This is a genomic window from Caulobacter sp. CCG-8 (assembly GCF_037402475.1).
Taxonomy (GTDB): domain Bacteria; phylum Pseudomonadota; class Alphaproteobacteria; order Caulobacterales; family Caulobacteraceae; genus Caulobacter.
Genome location: NZ_JBBEUD010000031.1, coordinates 22,689 through 44,572, shown reverse-complemented (window position 1 = coordinate 44,572; position 21,884 = coordinate 22,689). Strand labels below are relative to the sequence as shown.

At 68.2% G+C, this 21,884-nt stretch carries 22 protein-coding genes and 1 pseudogene; 12 read left to right on the top strand and 11 right to left on the bottom strand.

Annotated features, from left to right (window positions below; all coding sequences use genetic code 11):
- The first annotated feature begins 25 nt into the window (after nucleotides 1-25).
- On the top strand, nucleotides 26-3,097 hold the full coding sequence (locus WAE60_RS22490) for a TonB-dependent receptor (protein WP_337688930.1): 3,072 nt from the start codon (nucleotides 26-28) through the stop codon (nucleotides 3,095-3,097).
- A gap of 74 nt (nucleotides 3,098-3,171) precedes the next feature.
- Nucleotides 3,172-4,281, top strand: a complete 1,110-nt coding sequence (locus WAE60_RS22485) for a pectinesterase family protein (RefSeq protein WP_081916472.1) — start codon at nucleotides 3,172-3,174, stop codon at nucleotides 4,279-4,281.
- A gap of 87 nt (nucleotides 4,282-4,368) precedes the next feature.
- Here WAE60_RS22485 and WAE60_RS22480 read toward each other — a convergent pair whose 3' ends face one another.
- Complete coding sequence (locus tag WAE60_RS22480; protein WP_337688929.1) at nucleotides 4,369-4,800, bottom strand: response regulator; 432 nt, start codon at nucleotides 4,798-4,800, stop codon at nucleotides 4,369-4,371.
- 284 nt (nucleotides 4,801-5,084) lie between these two features.
- The gene (locus WAE60_RS22475) at nucleotides 5,085-5,963 is read right to left on the bottom strand and encodes an NmrA family NAD(P)-binding protein (RefSeq protein WP_029907466.1); all 879 of its coding nucleotides are present in this window, start codon (nucleotides 5,961-5,963) and stop codon (nucleotides 5,085-5,087) included.
- Between the two features lie 103 nt (nucleotides 5,964-6,066).
- Here WAE60_RS22475 and WAE60_RS22470 point away from each other — a divergent pair, with 103 nt between their 5' ends.
- Together WAE60_RS22470 and WAE60_RS22465 are read left to right on the top strand one after the other, a co-directional pair.
- Nucleotides 6,067-6,963, top strand: a complete 897-nt coding sequence (locus tag WAE60_RS22470; RefSeq protein WP_029907465.1) for a LysR family transcriptional regulator — start codon at nucleotides 6,067-6,069, stop codon at nucleotides 6,961-6,963.
- A 552-nt stretch (nucleotides 6,964-7,515) separates the two neighbouring features.
- On the top strand, nucleotides 7,516-7,833 hold the full coding sequence (locus tag WAE60_RS22465; protein WP_029907464.1) for a hypothetical protein: 318 nt from the start codon (nucleotides 7,516-7,518) through the stop codon (nucleotides 7,831-7,833).
- Nucleotide 7,834: 1 nt separating this feature from the next.
- On the opposite strand, the gene WAE60_RS22460 is transcribed toward WAE60_RS22465, so the two are convergent.
- The 5 genes and pseudogenes from WAE60_RS22460 to map form a co-directional block, all read right to left on the bottom strand.
- On the bottom strand, nucleotides 7,835-8,440 hold the full coding sequence (locus WAE60_RS22460) for an alpha-ketoglutarate-dependent dioxygenase AlkB (RefSeq protein ID WP_029907463.1): 606 nt from the start codon (nucleotides 8,438-8,440) through the stop codon (nucleotides 7,835-7,837).
- Between the two features lie 144 nt (nucleotides 8,441-8,584).
- Entirely contained in the window at nucleotides 8,585-8,833 is a 249-nt protein-coding gene (locus WAE60_RS22455; protein ID WP_337688926.1) for a hypothetical protein, read from the bottom strand.
- Nucleotides 8,834-8,957: 124 nt separating this feature from the next.
- A pseudogene (locus WAE60_RS22450) lies at nucleotides 8,958-9,197 on the bottom strand (site-specific integrase); the annotation flags it as partial.
- A 168-nt stretch (nucleotides 9,198-9,365) separates the two neighbouring features.
- Entirely contained in the window at nucleotides 9,366-9,989 is a 624-nt protein-coding gene (gene radC, locus WAE60_RS22445) for a DNA repair protein RadC (protein WP_029907430.1), read from the bottom strand.
- A gap of 101 nt (nucleotides 9,990-10,090) precedes the next feature.
- Complete coding sequence (gene map / locus WAE60_RS22440; RefSeq protein ID WP_029907429.1) at nucleotides 10,091-10,921, bottom strand: type I methionyl aminopeptidase; 831 nt, start codon at nucleotides 10,919-10,921, stop codon at nucleotides 10,091-10,093.
- 170 nt (nucleotides 10,922-11,091) lie between these two features.
- Here map and WAE60_RS22435 point away from each other — a divergent pair, with 170 nt between their 5' ends.
- Entirely contained in the window at nucleotides 11,092-12,159 is a 1,068-nt protein-coding gene (locus tag WAE60_RS22435; RefSeq protein ID WP_337688923.1) for a DUF2939 domain-containing protein, read from the top strand.
- Here WAE60_RS22435 and sfsA read toward each other — a convergent pair.
- Entirely contained in the window at nucleotides 12,156-12,881 is a 726-nt protein-coding gene (sfsA, locus tag WAE60_RS22430) for a DNA/RNA nuclease SfsA (protein WP_029907427.1), read from the bottom strand. The genes WAE60_RS22435 and sfsA overlap by 4 nt on opposite strands.
- Nucleotides 12,881-13,444, bottom strand: coding sequence for a hypothetical protein (locus tag WAE60_RS22425; RefSeq protein ID WP_337688921.1), 564 nt, complete (start codon nucleotides 13,442-13,444; stop codon nucleotides 12,881-12,883). The genes sfsA and WAE60_RS22425 overlap by 1 nt, the downstream gene beginning before the upstream one ends.
- Nucleotides 13,445-13,545: 101 nt before the next feature.
- Here WAE60_RS22425 and WAE60_RS22420 point away from each other — a divergent pair, with 101 nt between their 5' ends.
- Complete coding sequence (locus tag WAE60_RS22420) at nucleotides 13,546-14,316, top strand: competence/damage-inducible protein A (protein WP_337688919.1); 771 nt, start codon at nucleotides 13,546-13,548, stop codon at nucleotides 14,314-14,316.
- A 135-nt stretch (nucleotides 14,317-14,451) separates the two neighbouring features.
- Here WAE60_RS22420 and WAE60_RS22415 read toward each other — a convergent pair whose 3' ends face one another.
- On the bottom strand, nucleotides 14,452-14,841 hold the full coding sequence (locus WAE60_RS22415; protein ID WP_029907425.1) for a helix-turn-helix transcriptional regulator: 390 nt from the start codon (nucleotides 14,839-14,841) through the stop codon (nucleotides 14,452-14,454).
- A gap of 430 nt (nucleotides 14,842-15,271) precedes the next feature.
- On the opposite strand from WAE60_RS22415, the gene WAE60_RS22410 reads away from it, so the two are divergent.
- The 5 genes from WAE60_RS22410 to WAE60_RS22390 all read left to right on the top strand — a co-directional run bounded on the left by WAE60_RS22410 (nucleotide 15,272) and on the right by WAE60_RS22390 (nucleotide 18,288).
- Nucleotides 15,272-15,649, top strand: coding sequence for a hypothetical protein (locus WAE60_RS22410; RefSeq protein WP_337688917.1), 378 nt, complete (start codon nucleotides 15,272-15,274; stop codon nucleotides 15,647-15,649).
- Nucleotides 15,622-15,768 (top strand): hypothetical protein, encoded by a 147-nt coding sequence (locus WAE60_RS22405; RefSeq protein ID WP_337688915.1) that lies wholly within the window; start codon nucleotides 15,622-15,624, stop codon nucleotides 15,766-15,768. The genes WAE60_RS22410 and WAE60_RS22405 overlap by 28 nt, the downstream gene beginning before the upstream one ends.
- Nucleotides 15,769-15,841: 73 nt before the next feature.
- Complete coding sequence (locus WAE60_RS22400) at nucleotides 15,842-16,186, top strand: hypothetical protein (protein WP_029907423.1); 345 nt, start codon at nucleotides 15,842-15,844, stop codon at nucleotides 16,184-16,186.
- Between the two features lie 67 nt (nucleotides 16,187-16,253).
- Nucleotides 16,254-16,697: a hypothetical protein gene (locus WAE60_RS22395; RefSeq protein ID WP_337688912.1), complete on the top strand. Its 444-nt coding sequence runs from the start codon at nucleotides 16,254-16,256 to the stop codon at nucleotides 16,695-16,697.
- A 130-nt stretch (nucleotides 16,698-16,827) separates the two neighbouring features.
- Nucleotides 16,828-18,288: an AMP-binding protein gene (locus WAE60_RS22390; protein ID WP_337688910.1), complete on the top strand. Its 1,461-nt coding sequence runs from the start codon at nucleotides 16,828-16,830 to the stop codon at nucleotides 18,286-18,288.
- A 15-nt stretch (nucleotides 18,289-18,303) separates the two neighbouring features.
- On the opposite strand, the gene WAE60_RS22385 is transcribed toward WAE60_RS22390, so the two are convergent.
- The gene (locus WAE60_RS22385; RefSeq protein ID WP_337688909.1) at nucleotides 18,304-18,936 is read right to left on the bottom strand and encodes a TetR/AcrR family transcriptional regulator; all 633 of its coding nucleotides are present in this window, start codon (nucleotides 18,934-18,936) and stop codon (nucleotides 18,304-18,306) included.
- 258 nt (nucleotides 18,937-19,194) lie between these two features.
- On the opposite strand from WAE60_RS22385, the gene WAE60_RS22380 reads away from it, so the two are divergent.
- Nucleotides 19,195-21,825: a TonB-dependent receptor gene (locus WAE60_RS22380; protein ID WP_337688907.1), complete on the top strand. Its 2,631-nt coding sequence runs from the start codon at nucleotides 19,195-19,197 to the stop codon at nucleotides 21,823-21,825.
- Nucleotides 21,826-21,884: the final 59 nt, after the last annotated feature.

The following is a 21,884-nucleotide window of genomic DNA, read 5'->3' as shown; positions in this document are numbered from 1 at the left end:
AAACAGATCATAGGGAGGGCGCCGCATGGGTCATTCGCGGTACGAGTACACCAGAACATCCTTGATGCTGGCCGCGGGCGCGACTGCCCTGCTGGTCGCCAGCCAGGCGCAGGCGCAAGCGCAAGCGCGCAAGTTCGACGTGCCGGCCCAATCGGCGGCCACCGGCATTCCCCAGTTCGGCAAGCAGGCGGACCTGCAGATTCTGGCGCCGCAGGCCGTGGTCCAGGGCAAGCGCGTGAACGCCGTGCGGGGCGCCTATTCAGTGCCGGACGGCCTGACCCGTCTGCTGCAAGGCGGCGATCTCGTCGTGGTCTCCAATGACGGCCGCACCGCGGTGCTGGGGCAGAAAGCCAGCGTCCAACTGGCCTCGACGGCTCCCGTCGCGCTGCCGCAGGACGCCGCTCCCGCGTCGGCCCCGGTCGCCGACGACCAGAGCTCCGAGGTCGAGGAAGTGGTGGTCACCGGCTTCCGCGCCAGCCTGGGCAGCGCCCTCAGCGTCAAGCGCCACGCCAACGGCGTCGTCGACGTCATCAAGGCCGAGGACATCGCCGATTTCCCCGACGCCAACCTGGCCGAGTCCATCCAGCGCGTGCCGGGCGTCTCGATCGCCCGCGACGCCGGCGAAGGGCGTCAGATCACCGTCCGCGGCCTGGGCCCCCAGTTCACCCGTGTGCGCATCAACGGCGTCGAGGGGCAGAGCACGACCAGCGGCACCGACAGCTCGGGCGGCGCGAACCGTAACCGCTCGTTCGACTTCAACGTCTTTGCCTCGGAGCTGTTCAACAGCATCACCGTGCGCAAGACCGCCTCGGCCCAGACCGAGGAAGGCTCGCTGGGCGCGACGGTCGACCTGCAGACCGGTCGCCCGTTCGACTACAAGGGCAGGACTTTCGTGGTCTCGGCCCAGGAGGGCTACAACGACCTGTCCAAGTCCTGGGACCCGCGTCTGGCGGTCCTGGCGTCCGACACCTGGTTCGACGGCAAGCTGGGCGCGCTGGTCTCGGTGGCCTACACCGAGCGCAACCTGCTTGAGGAAGGCCACGGATCGGGCGGCTGGCTGAACGGCACGGAAGTGGGCGGCTACAGCCCCGCCTCGACCTTCACCCAGGCCAGCCAGGCCAACGTCTTCTCGCCGCGCTTCCCGCGCTACGGACGCCTGACCCATGACCAGAAGCGCCTGGGCGTGACCACCTCGGTGCAGTTCCGCCCCGACGAGAACACCCTGATCAGCGCCGACTTCCTTTATTCGGACTTCAAGGCGACGCGCGAGGAGAACTGGCTGGAGGCGCTGTCCTTCGCCCGTAACGCTTCACAGGGCGGCCGGCCCGAGATCATCGTCCGCGACGGCGCCGTCAACGCCAAGGGCGACATGGTCTACGGCCTGTTCGACGACGTCGACATCGAGAGCGAAAGCCGTTTCGACAAGCTGGACACTAAGTACACCCAGGCCACTTTCAACGTCGAACATCAGTTCGGCGAACGGCTGAAAGTCACCGGCCTGGTCGGGTTCTCCAAGTCCGACATGGACAATCCCGTCCAGACCACGGTGATCATGAACCGCGAGAACTCCGATGGGTTCTCGTACGACTACCGTCCCGATTCCAACCTGCCGCTGATCAACTACGGCTTCGACGTCAACGATCCGCTGGCCTACAACTTCGGCGCGGCGCGCTCGGAAATCCGCCTGCGCCCGCAAGGCGTGGTCAACAAGATCGGCACCGCCCAGCTCGACGGCGACTATCGCCTGAACGACAGCCTGCACCTGAAGGTCGGCGTCAACTTCAAGGACTACAACTTCGATTCCTGGGCCATGGCCCGGGTCAACGAGTCGGTGGTCCCGACCCTGCCGGCCGGCGTCACCCTGGCCAGCCTGACCAAGACGGTCTCGGGCTTCGGCAAGAACCTGGGCGCGCCGTCTGGCGTGCCGACCTCGTGGTCCGCCCCGGACCTGAACGCGTTCGCCAAGCTGTTCAACATCTATAACGGCCAGGGCCTGTTCGAGCTGAGCGGCGCCAGCAACGCCAACGCTCGCGGCAACATCCGCAGCGTCGAGGAGAAGGACTCCGCGGCCTACGCGCAGCTGGACTTCAACAGCGACCGCTTCGCCTGGCCGATCCGCGGCGACGTCGGCGTGCGCTACGTCAAGACCGAGCAGAGCTCGACCGGTTACCAGCTGGTGGCTGGCGCGGCCCAGCAGGCCACCGTCGATCGCGAGTACGACGACTGGCTGCCGGCCCTGAACGTCACGGCCGAGGTCACGCCCGACTTCCTGCTGCGCTTCGGCGCGGCCAAGGTGATGACCCGTCCGAACCTGGGCAGCCTGACGCCGGGCGGCAGCCTCAGCACGGTGGGTGTGTTCAGCGTAAGCTCGGGCAATCCGAACCTCGAGCCGATCCGGGCTACGACCTACGACCTGTCGGCCGAATGGTATTTCGCCAAGGACGCCCTGCTGTCGGTCGGCCTGTTCTACAAGGACATCGACACCTACATCCAGACGTCGCGGATATCGCAGCCGTTCAGCGCTTCGGGGCTGCCGGCCAGCCTGCTCGACGGCCTGGGCGTCTCGGTCAACGACACCTTCCTGTTCAGCCAGCCGGTCAACACCAAGGGCGGCCCGCTGAAGGGGATCGAGATCAGCTACCAGCAGCCCTTCACCTTCCTGCCGGGCTTCCTGACCCACACCGGGGCGATCTTCAATGTCACCGTGGTCGATTCCAAGATCGACTACATCTCGTCGCGCTCGCCGACGGGCTTCGTGCAGGACGACCTGGTCGGCCTGTCGAAGAACGCCTTCAACGCGACGATCTACTACGAGGATGATCGGTTCAGCGCGCGGGTGTCTGGCGCCTATCGCGACAAGTATCTGACGGCGGTGCCCAGCGGGACCAGCACCAACGACGTCGACGGGGTGCGCGACACGTTCACCGTCGACGCCTCGGTCAGCTACGCGATCAACAAGCGCCTGAAGCTGACGTTCGAGGGGCTGAACCTGACCGACGCGTTCAACGACCAGTACACCGACAGCCAGCGGGACAGTGTCTACGTCTACTCGCACACCGGTCGGCAGTACAATTTCGGTCTGCGATACGCGTTCTAGGCTTCCTCCTCCCGAGGAATGGGCGTCGGCCGCTTGTCCCGGTCGGCGCCCGCCTTTTTACCTTTGAGGCTCTAATGCGAACTGTTCCTGTGACGCGACGCGGGCTTCTGGCGGGGGCGGCCCTGGCCGTCACGCCGAGCCTGGCCCTGGCTGGGCCGCGCTATGACGCGGTGCTCAAGCGCGCCGACGATCCCCGCCGGTTTTCAACTCCGACCTTCGCCAAGCTCTCGGAGGCGGTCGCCGCGGCGCCGGCCGACGGGACGCGGCCCTTCCAGATCCTGGTCACGCGCGGGCTTTGGGACGAGCAGGTCGTGATCGACAAGCCGTTCGTCCATCTGATCGGCGAGGACCGCAAGGGCTCCGTCATCAGCCACCTGGCCGCGTCCGGCCTGACCGCGCCCGACGGCAAGCGCTGGGGCACCTTCCGGACGCCGACCCTGTTCGTGCGCGCGCCGGACTTCGTGGCGCGTAGTCTGACCATCCAGAACACCTTCGACGGCCTGGCCGAGATGAGCAAGCCGGGCGGTCTGCATTCGCACGACGGCGCGGGGCCGCAGGCCGTGGCGCTGATGCTGGACAAGGGCAGCGACCGGGCACGCCTGACCGAGGTCGACATCCTCGGCTATCAGGACACCTTGTTCCCCGACGCTGGCCGCAGCCTGTTCGAGCGCTGCCTGATCGCCGGCAGCTACGACTTCATCTTCGGCGCGGGCCGGGCCTGGTTCGAGCAATGCGAGATCCGCTCGCGCCCTCGGCCGGTCGATCCTGTCGACGGCTACATCGTCGCGCCCAGTACGCCGATCGAGCAACCCTTCGGCTTCGTCTTCCATCGCTGCCGGTTGACGGCGGACCCGGGCGTGAAGCGCCACAGTGTCTATCTGGGCCGGCCCTGGCGTCCCTCCGGCGTCTTCCCGGACGGCCGCTACGGCGACCCCCGCTTCGTGGGCGCGACGGCGTACCTCGACTGCTGGATGGACGACCACATCGCGCCGGAAGGCTGGACCGAGATGTGGTACACGGGCCGGGACGGCAATCCGCGTACGATGCTGCAGCCCGAGAGCGTTCGGTTCTCGCAGTTCGCCGCCCATGGCCCCGGCGCCGCCGCGCTCGGTCGGGGGCGCTGGCTGTCCCGCGGCGAGGCTCGCGCCTATCGGGTCGATACGGTGCTTTCGGGCTGGAGGTGAACGGCAGGATTGCGGCCGGATATTAGGGTCCGCTATTGGCGCTGCGCGGTCGGCAATGCAGACCTCCGGATCGGCGGAGATGGGTGGCTAGCGGAAGTTCACATTTGCCTGCCATGCGGCCCCATGAACGTCGGGCGTCAGCAACTCGCTCATGACGCTAAGCAGTTTCAATGGAGAGTAGGGCTTGCATAGGAAGCGCACTCCGGGCGGAAGATCGCTCGAGCGCGGCGTGTATCCGCCGCTGGTGACCACGATCTTAACCTCAGGCCTGCGATTGGCGACCTGACGCGCCAAGCCTAGGCCGTTGAGCGTCCCGGGCATGTCGACGTCGGTGAGGATGGCGCCGATATCCGGCTTGGCCATTAGAAGCTCCAAGGCTTCCTGTGCATTTGCGGCCTCCAGGCTGGAGAAGCCGCCAACCTCAAGAAAGTCGCAAGCAAGCAGGCGTGCGAGCGCCTCGTCTTCTACAACGAGGACGGAGACCGTCGCCCTGGCCGGGCCGACTGCATCGGTTGTCATGATAGCGCCCCGCCGACAATGACTTGGAATTCCAAACGCAAAGAGTCGGATACCCGACAAACTCCCGTATTGGCTTTTGGTTGCGGCGGATTTCAAATGGTCGGGCGAGACGTCGCTGGGCCAACGCGCAACTAACCAGCGATGCGGACGCCCGCAATGGGTCGATCTCGCCCATGCGTCTGGGGCGCTGAATGTCCGGTTGCTGGAGGTGCATCAACGTCAGCAACTGGCGCCAAGCGAGCAGAGGGCGGCCAGCGCTGGCCGCCCCCAATTCCCAGCTGCACCTAAGCCTGCTTCATCTCAGCCGCCAATTCGAGGGCGAAATCGCGATAGCTGTACAGCGGGCGGCCCAGGATCGCGGTCAGGCGCTCGATGTCGCCGTTCTCCGGGATCATGCCGTCGCTGACGAAGCGTTCGGCCATCAGGCGCATCTCGTAGGCCATCCACTTGGGCATGAAGGCCGCCGCGTTCTGCTCGAAGCCGCTGGGATCGTCACCGCCGTAGACGACCGGCCGGCCCAGTACGTCCGACCAGATCGCCGCCACGGCCGCCCCCGTCAGCGTGTCGGGCCCGACGAGGTTCAGGGTTTCGACCGGCAGCCTGCTCGGCGACTGGTCGTGGCGGATCAGCTCGATCGCGGCGACCTCGGCGATGTCTCGCGCGTCGGCCATGGCGACGCCCTTGGCCCCGATCGGCATCGGATAGACGCCGTGGTTCAGGACCACGTCCTTGATCGTCAGGTCGTTGTCGATGAAGTAGGCCGGCCGCAGGATCGTGGCGGAAAAGCCCATCTGCTGGATCATCCGCTCGGCGCCGAACTTCACGGCGAAGTGCGGCACGTCCACGAACCGGTCGGCGTGCAGCACCGACAGGTAGACGACCCGCTCGACGCCGCACTCGCGAGCGATGTTCAGGGTGATCAGCGCCTGGGTGAATTCGTCGCCCGCCACGGCGTTGAGCAGGAACAGGGTGCGTACGCCCTTGAAGGCGGACCGCAGGGCGTCGATGTCGAGCAGATCGCCCTTGGCGATCTCTACGCGGGTGTCGAAGTCGGCCTTAGCGGGATCGCGGACCAGGACGCGGACCTTGGCGTCGCGCTGGATCAGTTGCTGAACGACTTGTCGGCCGACACGGCCGGTGGCGCCCGTAACGAGGATGGTCATGGGAAATCTCCGGGTTGGGGTGGGTGGACACCCGGAAAATGATCGATCCACCCGGAAGCCAATAGTCGCTAGATTTGGACAAACCGTCTCACTGGTGGAACACATGGACCTGCTCGCCCTCGCTGATTTCAACTTGGTCGCTAGGCATGGCGGCTTCGGCCGCGCTGCCCGCGAAACAGGCCGCCCCAAGGCCACGCTGTCACGGCGGGTCTCCGAGCTGGAAGCCAGGCTGGACCTGCGCCTGTTGGAGCGCGGCGGGCGGACGTTGAAGCTCACCGAGGAAGGCCGAGCGCTCTTCGCTCGTACGGGCGCTCTGCTGGCCGAGTTGGACGAAGCCGCCGCCGCGATCGCTTTCGGCGGCGGGACGCCGCGCGGCCGCCTGCGGATCAGCGCGCCGCTGCTGTTCTCTCAAACAGCCATGGGCCGCCTGGCCGCCGCGTTCGCCCTGGCGTTCCCCGAGGTGCGACTGGAAGTGACGACCGACGACCGCGCGGTGGATATGGTCGAGGAGGGCTATGACTTGGTGATCCGGGTGAACCCGAACCCGGACGCGGGCCTGATCGGCCGCTTCTTCCTGCGCGATCGCCTGGTCGTTGTGGCTAGCCCGGACATGGCGCGACCGGTGGACGGTTCATCCGTACGGGCCGTCGTCCGTGGCGCGGGAGCTGACGCCGAGACCTGGGATGTAACGACCTCGGACGGTCCTTCCAGGATCGCGGTCGAGCCCGTCTTGCGCCTGTCGTCGCTGATCATGGTCCGCGACGCGGTGCGGGCCGGCGTCGGGATCGCCCGCCTGCCGATTTCGCTGGTCAGTCACGACCTGGACGCCGGCCGACTGGTCACCTGGGGTGGCGTCGTTGGATCGGAGATCGCGCTGTGGGCGCTCTATCCGTCCCGTCGACTGCTCAGTGCGCGTGTCTCCGCCTTTCTGGATCATCTCAAGGCCGCGTTTCCAACCGGCGCGCCTGAAGAGCTCGCGAGGTACGTCGAGATAGGCTGAAGCTTGCGGGAAGAGGATCAACCAATCACTCTGGCGCCGAGTAGCAGGTCGGCTTTTAGAGCGGAGCGCAATGTCCGCTCGTGGCACCTTGCCGGCCGGCAGATGGTTCAGCGAGGTCCTCATCTTGGGTCCGTGCGAGGCGACCATCAGGCTTGCTCCAGGGCCGCAGCGGCCGTGGCGGTGAGCAGGAAAAGGCGGCTCGGCTGTGAGGGGAATGGGCGACAGCCGCAAGCTTAGCCGTCGCTAGAAAATGGACGATGTCGCGGGCGAAGCGCTCGGTCACCACTGATATCGCTCGGGTGCGCGGCATCCAAGGCTACCAGCCGCCCAAGTGGCTGACGCTGATTACCGTCGACATCGGCGCTGAGGTGACAGCTAGCATCGCCGCCACCGACGGCTCACCCGACTTGGTGCTGCGCGCGCCCGCGCCGATGTTCCATGACGTGCCCTCCCAATCCCGCCTGGGCTCCAACGCCTCGGACCGAGAAAGGATTCCGTGGACGACGACGGTGGACGCTCGCCCTGGCCATCGACGGCGCGTATCATCGTCCGGTGCAAGACCATCTCGACCTACAAGGCGCGTCCGGCGCGACCTACCGCTTCCGGCTCATCCCTGAGCCGGGCCAACTGCCGGCAACCTCGGGGAATTTCGCCTACGTACGCTGGCGCGGCGCGACGCCCCAGGTGTTTTGCCTCGGCGCGGTCAACAACCTCGGTTCAGCCGGCCGCGATTGGGACGAAGCGGTTCGCGCCCACGGGGCGTCGGGCCTCTATGTCCGGCTGAACGTGGCGCGCGCGGTCCGTGACGAGGAGCATGCCGACCTTTTCGAGAAGCACCGGCCGCCCATGGTCTCGCGCGCTGAGGCCTAGGTCAGCGTCGCGGGCCGGAACGCGGTTGAGAAGGCACGGTGCGGAACGTCACCGAATAACGCAGCGCCTCGACCTCGGGGATGCTGTGCTGCCAGTCGCTGCGCGAAGGTCCGCTCATCAGGTAGGCCGAGCGGGGCGCGGCGATGATCGAGGCGCGGTCCCACTTGTCGCCGGCCTTGCGGCGCAGGCGGAAGGTGCAGGGAGACAGTAGCGAGACGCCGGCGATGGCCACGGCGGGCGGGCGGTCGCGATGCCAGCCGATGCCGGCGCCGGGCGCGTATTCGGTGACCAGGGCGTGGCGGAAGCTTCCAGCGGACAGGCCCGTGAACGCCGCGACCTTGTCCAGCAGAGGCGTGAGGAAATCCGGAACGCCTTCGCCGGTCTCGACCATGGCGCCGTCGGCGCCGCGTCGCCAGCCAAACGCGGCCACGCGGCGATTGCCCAGATAACCCAGGTGTTCGTAGGGCTCGAAGTCGAGGTGTTCGAACTGGCGAACCAGGGCGCTCTCCTCGTCGGCCGTGATCAGGTGTGGCTGATAGCGGAACCCGTCTGGAAGGGGGCGACGCGGGGCCAGCGGCAGGTCGAATAGTGCGGGCTGCAGGTCCATGGGCGTTCCGTCAGCGGGTGGGTTGTGCGGCCGGCGTCCAGCCGTAGCCGTAGTCGGTGGGGTTCAAGCCTGTATCGAGCAGCAGGGAGATGGTGGCCCAACGGCGGCGTTCGGCGTCACCGGGGTCTATTACTCCCGACATCGTCATGATCGGCATGCGGCCGGGACATCGTGGGCAGGCAGACGGGCCTGGATCTCGGTCATGGTGCAATTAAGATAACGCCGCGCCCGGCCCAGCATCGTGTCCCGACGCCAGGTCTTGCCCGTCCCGCAGTACTGGCAGCGAAAGCCGATCTCCCAGCCGCGTTCGAGCGCGTCGATCAGCCGGGCGCCGGCGAAGGCCGGATCGAGCTGCGCGGCCTTGCGGCGATCGGCGTCGCTGGGCTCAGGCATGGGGCGGCGGATCCACGCGCCGGATGGCGCGCCAATACGACCAGGGCTTGGCCCTGATCCGCTCCATCTCGAACCAGCCTTCCTCGCCTTCGAACGCCGGCACGTGCTCGGGCGAGACGAAGCCGATCTCCCGGGCGCGGCTGAGGCCCATCGATGGATAAGCGCCGAACTTCTTTCGGCTGCGTCCGCCGTCGCGCCACTGCTGCGCCATCCAATCGGCTGTCACACGTGTGGGCATGGGCCGGATCACTAGGATGAGCCGACCTGTGCCGTGTCCTTCGCCATCGGCGAGGGCGATTGGCTTCTGGCTGACTTCGACTTCTTTGATGGCGCGACGGATCGCGCCGTCCGTGAGGCTGGGCATAAGACTCTCCCGAGGGCTGGCGAGTGGGATGTCAAAGCCGCTTACTGGGTCCGGTAATTGATGCTGTAAGCGGCTGAAACAGCCCCAATTAACAGCCCCAGCATGCCGAACTGCCGGTTGCCTGAAAAGCCAAAAAAGTGCATAAAATCAATGTGGTAATGCGTGAGTTTACGTGGGTGAAAATGGGGTAGTCGGATGGTTGTGCAGCAGGATGATGTTGCTGCTCGACAGCTCCAGCGCCCGGCGCATCACTTCGCGCGGATAGACCGGCGCGTGGTCGACCGTGCCGCGGTTCATCACCTCGTCGGCGATCAGCTGGTTCTTGTTGTCGAGGAACAGCACGCGGAACTGTTCGCGCGGCTCGTTGGCCAGGGCGACGCGGACATAGCCCAAGAGGGCCGTCCAGGACGAGATCACCGGCCGCTTGGCGATCTTGTCGCGGCCGGCCCGCAGGGCGGCCTCGTGCAGCAGCTTGATGTCGATCGCCGCCGACTCGCCGACGCCGGGCACGGTCTTCAGCTCCTCGATCGAGGCCGAGATCGTCGCCCCGAACGAACCGAACCGCGCCAGCAGGGCCTTGGCCCTGGGCTTCACGTCGCCGCGCGCGAAGGTGCGGAAGAGATAGAGCTCCAGCAGTTCGTAGTCGGGCAGGGCCGACAGGCCGCCGGCCTTGGCGCGCTCGCGAAGGCGTTCGCGGTGGCCCAGCTGATGGGCGGCCGGGGCGGCGCGCTCGGCCACGCCCGTCGCCGGCGACGCGGGTTCGCTTGCCCTGAGTGACTTGCCGCTGACCATCGCGCCCCCGCCTGCGAACAGGCAGTAGGCCGCAACATCTCAGGATTGTCCATGGTCGAGGTTCGCGTCTTCGGTGTGCTCTAGGCGCGAGCCCGGCGGGATCAACCGCCCAGGATGGCCGGCTGGAACAGACCGGCGGGCGAGGCGGTGAACACCTCGTAGCCGTCTTCCGTCACGCCGATCGAGTGCTCGCACTGGGCCGACAGCGACTTGTCGCGGGTCACGGCCGTCCAGCCGTCGCCCAGCACCTTCACGGCCGGCTTGCCCAGGTTCACCATCGGCTCGACGGTGAAGAACATGCCCGGCTTCAGCACCGCGCCCTGGCCGGGACGGCCGAAGTGCAGGATGTTCGGGGCGTCGTGGAACACCTTGCCCAGGCCGTGGCCGCAGAAGTCGCGCACGACGCTGCAGCGCTGGGCTTCCACATACGACTGGATGGCGTAGCCGATGTCGCCGAGCGTGGCGCCGGGCTTCACCGCGTCCAGGCCGCGCTTCATGCCTTCGTAGGTGATCTCGACCAGGCGGCGGGCGCGCGGGCCCACTTCGCCGACGCCGTACATCCGCGAGGTGTCGCCGTGCCAGCCGTCGACGATCACGGTGACGTCGATGTTGACGATGTCGCCTTCGCGCAGCGCCCACTCGCCGGGGATGCCGTGGCAGACCACGTGGTTGCGCGAGATGCAGACCGTCTTGGGATAGCCGCGATAGAACAGGCAGGCGGGCAGGGCGCCGTGGTCGAGGATGAACTCGCGGGCCAGGGTGTCCAGGTAGTCGGACGACACGCCCGGCTTCACGTGCGGGACCAGCATGTCCAGGCACTCGGCCGCCAGCTTGCCGGCCTTGCGCATGCCTTCGAAGTCGGCGGGCTGGTGGATCTTGATCGCGCCGGTGCGGGTTTCGGCGGCGATCTCGACGGTGTCTTCGAGGGTCATGGCGGTGGTCTCAAAACTGGCGGCGCCGCCCACGCGATGGGGCGCCGAAATCACGGATCGGTTCGGGCTTATGTCGCAACGATAGCACAGAACTTCAACGTTCGCTTCCGGGAGAAGAGCGATCTCGCGTTTCATGCTATCTTGGGTTTCATTATTCCCTGGAGATCGTGATGGGCGAGTTCGAAACTTCGGGCGGCGCGGCCGGTCGGCGGCGCGGGCCGTCCAGGCCGCTCGTGGCCGGCGGCGTGCTGCTGGCGCTGCTGGTGTTGGTCCTGCTCGGCTGGGCGGCGGCCTCGCCCTATCGCTACGGCGACGCCGTGCGGGACGCCGCCCAGGCCGGCGATCGCCAGCGGCTGGAGGCCCTGGTCGACTTCCCGGCGGTGCGGGACCAGATGGCCACCGATTTCAAGGCCACGCTACTGAAGCCCACGCCGGCCGAGTCGGAAGACTACGAGGGCGGCGGGTTCGAGGCGGTGGCCGGATCGTTTCTCGATCTGTTCATCACCGCCCTGATCGACCAGGTCGTGACCCCGGCGGGGCTGGAGAAGGCGGCGACCGGCAAGCCGGTCCTGGTCGAGGCGATCGGCGCGTCCACCGATCCGGTCGCCTCGGCCTTTCCCAAGGACGGCCAGGGGCGGCGGTTCCGCGTGGAGACGCGCTATCTGGCGGTCGACCGCTTCCGCTACACCCTGGTCAACGACGCCCGCAAAAGCCGCATCGACATCGACCTGCGCCGCCAGGGCCTGTTCGGCTGGCGCGCGGTGCGGGTGACGCCCCGCATGGACCTCCTGGACCTGGTGGGGCAGCACGACGACGAGACCGCCCTGGCGGCGGACGCGGCCCCGCCGCCGGCCGACGCCGCGCCGGCCGCCGAGCAGATGACCCGCCTCTCCGGCGAGGTGGACGCGGCCCACGCCGAGGCCTTCCTCTCCAAGGTGGCCGATCATCTCGACGGGATCGTCGGCGTGCAGGTGTGGATCGAGCCGAGCGAGGGACCCGAGGCGACCTACCAGGTCGGCCAGGACGACGACCGCCTGGTGATCTCGAACGAGACCTACGAGCTCCTGGCGCCCAAGGGCGCCTGGCGATGGGAGCACGGTCGCTATGTGGTCGACGGCTTCTTCCTGGTGAAGAACGGAGGCGTCCACCAGGGCGTGTCGTCCCTGGGGCTGGAGGCGGTGTCCGAAAGCGCCGTGCGGCTCAAGCCCAACCTGACCGTGGTTGACGCCGGCTTCTAGGCGCCCGGCTGATCCAGCCAGGGGATGCGGCGGGCGACGCGGATGGCGTCGGTCCCCATCTCGCACGCATAGACCAGCACCTCGACCCCCGCCTCGGCCGCCCGGGTCAGCCCGGCGGCGAAGGCCGGGTCCAGCTCGGCGCAGGCCCTGAAGCCCTCGCAGTCCTCGCGCTGGACCACGAACAGGGCCACGGCGCGGTGGCCTTCCTTCACCTGGGCGGCCAAGTCCTCGAGGTGGCGGGTCGAGCGGGCGGCCTTGCAGTCGGGGAACTCGGCCAGGCCCGGCGTGCGCGACAGGTGGACGTTCTTGACCTCCAGCCAGCACGGCGGGCGGTCGGGATCGGTCAGCAGGAAGTCGACGCGGCTGGCGGCGGCGTACTTCACCTCCGGGCGGATCGAGGCGTAGCCGGTCAGTTCCGGGATCACCCCGCCGACCAGGGCCTCGGCGACCAGCTTGTTGGGCAGGTGGGTGTTGACGCCCACCAAGCCCTTGCCGTCGGGACCGGCGGCCTCGACCAGCTGCAGCGTCGCGGCCAGCTTGCGTTTGGGGTCGTCCGACCACGACACCCACGCCCCCTGGCCCGGCAGGTTCACGCCCAGCATGGCGCCGGAGTTGGGGCAATGGGCGGTGATCTCGCGCCCGTCGTCCAACACCAGGTCGGCGAAGAAGCGCTTGTAGCGCTGGACAAGAACGCCGCGCGTCATCGGTTGCGGGAGGAGCATCAGTCGTCGGTCTCGCGAGGTTCCAGGCCGGTGGTGTAGACGAAATCGTCCGGATCGCTCTCGTAGGGCGCCGGGTCTTCAACCTCGAGAGCGCACTGAAGTGCTCGAAGGGCTGATAGCGGGAAGCCGCGATCTCCCATCCAGAGGGTGCTGTATTCGTCGGCGCCGTGTCGATCCCACACGGCCTGGGCCGCGTCGGCAACCGCCCGCGCCATCGTCTCGACCCTCGCCGTCGCCTCCAGCAGGGCGCGACCGGGCCTCTGGGGAAGGCCGTCGAGTTCCTCGAGCTCGAGCACGGTGACCGAGCAGGACCCGCCCAGCCCGCTGCTTCGGTTGGCGCGCTGGAAGATCAGCCACTGCTGGTCAGGTTCCAGGTCCAGCCGAACTTCGGCGCGATCGGCGCCCGTGGCCATGGCCAGGGCGGCGCGCACCAGATCGCCGAGCGCATCGGTGCAGTAGCTGAAGGCGCCGACCTTGGTGCTCCTGTCCCCGACCGTCAGGGTGAACTTGGACCAGCCGCTCCGACCCAGATCGTAATCGATGGAGATTGAGGCGCTGGTCATCGAGTCCGGTCTCCGCGAGCCGAGAGGCCGATTACAGGATGGCGTTGCCGTACGCCACTCGTCAGCTTAAGTGCGAAGGGTGATCGAACAGGAGCAAGGCCATGGCGGTAGGCGGCGAGCGCGTGACGGCGGCGGTTCTGATCATCGGCGACGAGATCCTGTCGGGCCGCACCCAGGACGTGAACCTCAACGCCATCGCCAAGTACCTGGCCACCTACGGCGTCGACCTGTGCGAGGCCCGCGTGGTGCCAGACGTCGAGCAGGAGATCGTCGACGCGGTCAACGCCCTGCGGACCAAGTACGACTACGTGGTCACCACCGGCGGCATCGGCCCCACCCACGACGACATCACCGCCGATTCGGTGGCCAAGGCCTTCGGGGTCACCGCGCCCGAGCATCCCGAGATCATGGCCATGCTGCGCGAGCGCTGGGGCGAGCCCAACGCCGCCCGCCGCCGCATGGCCCACGTGCCGGAAGGCGGCGTGCTGGTGAAGAACCCCGTCCAGGGGCCGCCCGGCTTCCAGAAGGAGAACGTCTTCGTCCTGGCCGGCGTGCCGGCGATCATGCGCGGCATGCTCGACGACGTCGGCCCGCGCCTGCGCACCGGGGCGGTGGTGATCAGCAAGACCGTGCGGGTCACCGGCACCGGCGAGGGCACGATCGCCGCGCCGCTGGAGGCCGTGGCCAAGGCCCATCCGGACCTGTCGATCGGCAGCTATCCGTTCTTCGCCCCGCCCGACGTCTACGGCGCCAGCCTGGTGATCCGCGGCCGCGACCCGGCCGAGGTCGACGCGGCGGTGGAAGAGCTGGTGGCGGCCCTGACCGAGGCGGGCGTGAGGGGCATCGAGCGGCTGGAGGCCGGCGCTCAATAACCCGCTCATCCCGGCGAATGCCGGGACCCGGATGGAATGGCGACGTGGCCGACGCCAAAGGCGCTGAGTTCTTCCAATCAGCTTCCCAGCTTTAGGATCTGGGTCCCGACATTCGCGGGATGATCGGAATCTTTTCTAGGCCACGTCCGCCGTCTCGTCCGGCTCGACCAGGGTCTTGGCCACGGTCAGGATGGTCTTGCGGCCCTTCGGCGTGGCCTGGCTGTAGGCCCGCAGCAGGTCGATCGCGCCGGGCGTCGAAAGCGCCGTCAGCATGGCCACGTCCTGCTCGGCCAGGACGTCCTCGCCCACCAGGCTGCCGACCGTGGTCTGGAGCTTGGCGGCGATCCGCACCAGCATCGAGGCCGAGACCCGATTGGTGCCCCGCTCGTACTTCTGGACCTGCTGGAAGGTGAGGCCGAGGACCTGGGCCAGGTCGTCCTGGCTGATCTTCATGTGCCGCCGCTGGACCCGGATGCGGGTGCCTACCGCGACGTCGATGGGGTCCGGGCTGGTCGGCGTGTTCAAGGCGCGTCCCACACAGAGATGAGGATGCGGAACTATCGGCTTGGCCTTGGCCGGCTGCAATGCATTCTTGCACCGTACGCGGCGCGTCGGGCGCGGGCGTGATCGGCGTCGGGCGTGATGGACAGGTCTTCGGCCAATATCGAGCTGCTCACCCAGCGGGAGCGGGAAGCCCTGCGCTGGGTCGCCGAGCACAGGCTGTCCAAGGAAATCGGCCCCTTGATGGGGGTGTCCAAGTCGCGCGCCGACGCCCTGGTCGAGAGCGCCTGCCGCAAGCTGGGCGTCAGCGGGCGGCGGGCCGCGGCCCGGGTGCTGACCGCCCATGAACAGCATGCTTCGGGCTATGGGACCCGATCCCACAGCGACTCAATGGGCCTGTCGTCCGCGCCGTCGCGGCCGTCTGCTGCCGTCTCGACATTCCACGAGGCGGACGATGACCGTGACCACGACCCCCAGCCCGGGCGCGACGAACGACAACCAGGAGACCCATTTGAGCGGCGCGCGGCTGGGCAAGGTGGTCCGCAAGGTGCTGCAGATCCGCGAGGCCGCGACGGCCTTCGAGCAGGACTGGCCGTCCTTGCCGAACCGGCCGCCGATGCCAGTCTTCGCCTGGACGGAACTGGAGCGGCAGTTGCTGAGCCTGGCGCCGGAGGACCTGGCGCCGATGGTCCGCGACCTGGTCTCGGCGATCCGCAAGGAGTCCGCTCCCAAGCCGCCGGAGATGGTGCTGCGCGAGGTCCTGATCGTCGCGGCGACGGTCCTGGACGAGACCTTCCACGAGAAATGGTCGGAGAGTACGGCCCAGTCGTGAGCCCCGCCGTGCGGGTGCTGGTCGTGCTCGCCATCGCCGCCGCCTGCAGCCTGCTGATCGGCGCGCTGCTGGGCACGCGGCAAGTAGCCCACTTCTTCCAACACCTGCGCTACGGCTGAGGCCTCGTGGCGGGCGCCGGGCGCCCGTCATCGGTTCAGCAACGCGCCCGCGGGCGCAAACGGGAGACCCCGCATGAAACGTCGCATCGTCGCCGAGCAGCTGGCCAGCCGCCTGTTCACCACCGAGGAGGCCGTGGACTCCACCCTGGCCCTGATGGGCGACCTGATCGCCGCCATGCCGCGCGCGCGGCTGGAGGCGGGTCTGGGCGCCGGGGTGGGGCAGCAGGCCGTCGATCGGGTGCTGGAGGCCGCCTCGGGCATGGCCCACGCCCGCCGCTCGCTGATCGCCGTCCACGAGGCCCTGGCGCAGGCCAAGGACCAGGTCGGGCTGCGGCGCGTCACGCTGGTGGGCGGCGGCGACAAGCCCGGCGACCCTCCCGCGCCGACCGGCCGTCTGCACGAGCTGCGCAGCGCCTAGGCCGCGCGAGGCGCTTGGCGCGGCGTCGTTTTCCGGGGAAACATGCCGCTCCTGACGCGGGGGCGGCATGTCTTTCTTCTCGGAGCTTTTCTCGATCCTGCCGACGCAGATCGCGGCCTGCGCCATGCTGGCGGTCTGCGTCCTGGCCCTGCTGGTGGGGCGACGCCTGGAACGCTGGCTGGCCGTGGCCACCGTCGCGGCCTGGGTCCTGTCGGCCGCCGTCCAGTCGCCCGATCCCGTCGGCGTGCAGTGGGGGATCTTCGCGGTCGACCTCGTCTACCTGGCGATACTGGTCAGCCTGTGCACGGTCGAGCGGCGGGTCTGGATTCTGTTCATGACCGCCTTCCAGCTGCTGGTCGTGCTGACCCACGTGGCCTTCATGATCGACCGCAGCCTGATGCAGTGGAGCTTCTTCTCCACCTACTACCTCTGGAGCGACGCCGAGCTGATCGCCTTCGCGGTCGGCGTGATCCAGGCGGGGTGGGGGCGGTGGAAGGCCCGGAAGGCCTGATCTCGACGACCTGTCGAATCTGGCTTTTCATTCATTCACGACTAAATTAATGAAAGCGCATCGCAGGTCGCGGCCCCGTTCGGACTGACCCCAGAGAAGGCGTCGAGGGCCGCCAGGGAGGCGTTTGGTTATGTCGCATGACGGTGTCGCACTCGGTTCCATCCTCGCCCATCACGCGCGGCGGTCGCCCGCCCGGCCGGCGCTGATCGTCGACGACGTCGCCGTCACCTACGACGAGCTGGACGCGCGTTCGAACCAGCGGGCGCGGATGCTGGCCGCGCGGGGTGTGGGCCAGGGCGACTTCGTCACCGTGGCCCTGCCCAACGGCCAGGCGTTCTACGAGACCACCTTCGCGCTGTGGAAGCTGGGCGCGATTCCTAACGTCGTCGCCGCCAAGCTGCCGCGCCTGGAGATGGAGGCGATCCTCGACATCGTGCGGCCCAAGCTGTTCGTCGGCGCGCCGCCCGGCCCCGGCGTCCCCGCCTTGGCCGCCCAGCCGGAGGGGCTGGAGGGTTACTCCACCGAAGCCCTGCCCGAGGCGGTGTCGCCGCACTGGAAGGCGATGACCAGCGGCGGCTCGACAGGCCGGCCCAAGGTGATCGTCGACGCCATGCCGGCGCGATGGAATCCGCAGGAGGGCTTCCTGGGCCAGAGGCCCGGCGACGTGATCCTCAATCCGGGCCCCCTCTATCACAACGCCCCGTTCCACTGCATCCACATGGGCCTGTTCGTCGGCGCCACGATCGTCGAGATGGGCAAGTTCGACGCGCTGAAGTCGCTGGAGCTGATCGAGGCGCACGGGGTGAACTGGGTGACGATGGTGCCGACCATGATGCACCGCATCTGGCGCCTGGGCCCCGACGTCCTCTCGCGCTTCGGCCTGCCTACCCTGCGGATGATGCTGCACATGGCCGCCCCGTGCCCCGCCTGGCTGAAGGAGGCCTGGATCGGCTGGCTGGGGAGCGAGCGGATCTGGGAATATTACGGCACGACCGAGGGCACGGGCTCGACGATGATCTCGGGCGCGGACTGGCTGGCCCATCCCGGCTCGGTCGGTCGGGTCCGCGACGGCTACGCGCTGAAAATCCTCGACGAGGCGGGGAACGAGCGTCCGGTCGGCGAGGTGGGCGAGGTCTTCTTCCGTCCCCAGGGCGGGGCGGGATCGACTTATCATTATCTGGGCAGCTCGGCCCGGCGGGTGGGCGAGTGGGAAACCCCGGGCGACCTGGGGCGGGTCGACGAAGAGGGCTATCTCTATCTGGCCGACCGCCGCAACGACCTGATCATCTCGGGCGGCGCCAACATCTATCCGGCCGAGGTCGAGGCGGCGATCGACGCCCACCCGGCGGTGAGGACCAGCGCCGTGATCGGCCTGCCGGACGAGGAGTGGGGCGCGCGCGTCCACGCCATCGTCCAGGCGATCGAGGGCAGCGGGCTGGAGGACGCCGAGTTGCTGGACTTCGTCGCCGACCGCCTGGCCCGCTTCAAGCTGCCCAAGAGCGTGGAGTTCACCAGCGAGCCGCTGCGGGACGAGGCCGGCAAGGTGCGCCGGGCGGCGTTGCGGGAGGCGCGGCTGGCGCCTTCGACCTGAGGACCGGCGGCGGGCTCAGCCCGCCTCCGCCTTGCGGCGCTTGTAGAGCGCGTCGAAACCGCCGGCCATGAAGGTCACGAACCGCTCGCGCACCGCCTCGAAGTCGTCGGACCTGCACAGATTGTTCGACAGGCGATCGATACGGCCGGTGCGCGACAGGATCAGCGAATAGGCTCCCGAGGTGAACTGGAAGCTCCAGAACAGGTCTTCGGCCTGGGCGTCGGGCAGGGCCTGCTGCAGCAGGTCGACCAGGCGCAGCACCAGCGGGTCGAAATAGGTGTCCATCTTCTCGGCCCCGTAGCCGGGGGCGTTGTTCACCTGGGCGAAGATGCGGCCGAAGTTGCGCCAGCCCTCGTCGCCGTTGATGTAGACGTCGAACGCGCTGTCGTAATAGCAGCGCAGCGCGCCCTCGACGGTGGGGCGGCCCGCGGCCTCGGCGGCGTAGGCGTCCAGCCCGGCCGTCCGCGCGGCGACGGCGTACTCCACGCGGCGCTCGAACACCGCGTCGAACAGCGCCTTCTTGCCATCGAAATAGTAGTGGATCAGCGCCGGATGGATGCCCATCCGGTCGGCCACGTCCTTGATGGTCACCCCGAAATAACCGAGCTGGGCGAACAGGTCCTCGCTGGTGTCGAGGATCGTCTTCACGGTGGAGGCGCGCTGCTCCGCCCGCGTTCGGCGTCCCTCCACTTTGGTCGCTGCCGCCATGCCCTCCAGCCTTCCCGATGGTGCGTCGCCCAGGCCACGCACCCGATCCCTCAGAAGGGGGACGATGGGGTGACCCTCCCGCCCGGTCAAGCGACGCCGCGCATATATTTCATTTAGCACTAAATGAATGAACTTGACGGGCGCCGCCTCCCTGGGCTACCCGGTTGGTCAAGCAAGAACACAATTGGGGAGGGTTGAATGGCTAGGACCTGGAACGCCGCGCGGCGGATCGCGCTGTCGGGCGCATCGCTCGCGGCCATTCTGCTGGCGGCCGGAAACGGGCTGGCGCAGACGTCGGACGCGGCGCCGAAAGCGGCGGCCGCCGACGACACCGTGCTGGAAGAGCTGGTCGTCACCGGCTCGAGCATCCGGGGCGTGCCGCCGGTCGGCTCGAACCTGATCAGCGTCACCCGCGAGGACATCCAGGCCATCGGCGCGGTCAGCACGCCCGACCTCCTGGCCACCGTCCCCCAGCTGAACAGTTTCAACACCGCGCCCCAGGCCAGCCTGGGCGGGATGGGGTCCTACGCGCCGGGCATGCGGGGCCTGCCGGCCAGCGCCACCCTGCCGCTGATGAACGGCCACCGCCTGGTCGCCGCGGCGGCCAACGAGACCAACCCCGACTATCCGCTGATCCCCGGCCTGGCGATCGAGCGCGTCGAGATCGTCGCGGACGGCGCCTCGTCGATCTACGGCTCGGACGCCGTCGCCGGCGTCGTGAACTTCATCACCCGCAAGCGCTTCTCGGGCGTCGAGCTGAACGCCAGCTACGGCGCGGCCGACGACTACGTCGCCGGTTATGTGGGCGCCCTGGTCGGCAAGGACTGGGGCTCCGGCTCGATCCTGGCGGCCTACCAGTACGCCGAGAACGGCAACGTCACCGGCGGCGACCGCGACTATCGCGTCCAGGACTTCCGCCCCCAGGGCGGCATCGACACCCGCGCGACCTCGTGTCCTTCGCCCAACGTGCTGGCCAGCACGACCCTCTGGTCGATCTACCAGGCGGCCCCGGCGTTCGGCCTGAACACGGTGAACTATTGCGACAGCGGCGCGGTGGCCGACCTGCTGCCGAAGTCGCGCACCCACAGCCTGTTCGTGTCGGGCCGCCAGGACCTCAGCGACCGCGCCACCCTGTGGGGCGAGCTGCTGTACTCCGACCGCCACGACGAGATCCGCGCGGCGGCGCCGGCCCAGACGGTGTTCATCACCAGCGCCAACCCCTTCTTCCAGGGACCGGCGGGCGCCACCAGCGAGTATGTCTTGTTCCGTCCCGACAACCTGATCGGCTCGGACCACTTCACCAACACCGACGACCGGCGCGCGGGCAACTCTTCCGTCGGGGTCGACTACAAGCTGCCGCGCGACCTGAACCTGACGGTCTACGGCTCGTACGACTGGGCCGAGAACGACGCCTTCATCCCGCAGATCAACACCGCGGCGATCACGGCCGCCGCCGCCGGGACCACCACGGCCACTGCCCTGGACCCGTTCGGGACCGGCACCTCGCCGACGGTGCGCGCCGCGATCCTCAATTCCTCGACCGACGTCGACATCAAGCAGACCACCAAGCTGGCGGCCGCCAAGCTGGACGGGCCGCTGATGGACCTGCCGGGCGGGACGCTGCGGTTCGCGGTCGGCGCCGAGGTCCGACGCGAGACGTTCCAGCAGCGGGGCGTCGTCGGTGCGACGGCCGTTCCCGAGGACCTGAAGCGCGACGTCAAATCGATCTATGGCGAGCTCTTCGTGCCGATCATCGGCGCGGGCAATTCGGCGCCGTTGTTCCGCAGCCTCTCGCTGTCGCTGTCGGGTCGATACGACGACTACAGCGACTTCGGATCGACGACCAACCCGAAGGTGGGCGTCAACTGGGAGCCGGTCGAGGGCGTCACCCTGCGCGGCTCCTACGGCACCTCGTTCCGGGCGCCGGGCCTGCGCCAGGTCGGTGCGACCGTCGGCTCGTATTATCTGAGCGCCGCCCAGGCGGTCACCTTCGCCAACGACCCGACCCGGGGCGCGATCCAGGTCAACACCGTCTACCTGCTGGGCGGCAATCGCGACCTGAAGCCCGAGGAGGCGAAGACCTATTCGTTCGGCGTGGACGTGAACCCCAAGACCCTGCCGGCCCTGCGCGCCAGCCTGACCTACTACAACATCGAATACACCGGCGTGATCGGCACGCCGTCGGTGCCCTACGTCTTCACCGACCCGACCTTCGCGGGCCAGGTCTATCGCAACCCGACGCCGACCCAGCTGAACGCGCTGCTGGCGCTGGCCACGCCGGTCAACCTGCCTTCGCCCCTGCCGGCGATCGGCAACGTGCTGGACCTGCGGCTCAACAACTTCGGGGTCCGCAAGACCGACGGCCTGGACTTCGACACCAACTACCGGTGGACCACGAGCTTCGGCTCGGTGTTCGCCGATCTGGCCGGCAACTACATCCTCAACTTCGACACCCAGTTCTCGCCGGGAGCGCCGGTCTCCGACAGCCTGAAGCTGGGCGTGCCGCGCTGGACCGCGCGGGCGACCCTGGGCGCCGTGGCGGGCCCGGTCTCGGTCATCGGCTACGTGAACCATCGCGACGGGATCACGAACAACTTCACGACGCCGACCGGGGTCGGTTCGTACGAGGCCGACGGCTACACGACGGTCGACCTGCGCGTGATCTGGACCCTGCCGGACAAGGATTGGACGAAGGGGACGGTGCTGGCCCTGCAGGTCAACGACCTGTTCGACGAGACGCCGCCGTTCTTCCCCGCGACGGACGGCATCGGCGGCGCCTACAACCCGATCGGGCGCTTCGTGGCCGTCAACCTGCGCAAGTCCTTCTGACGATCCAAGCGGCGACCGGGTGGGGTCGCCGAACGCGCCGCGGGCGGGAGCACGACCTC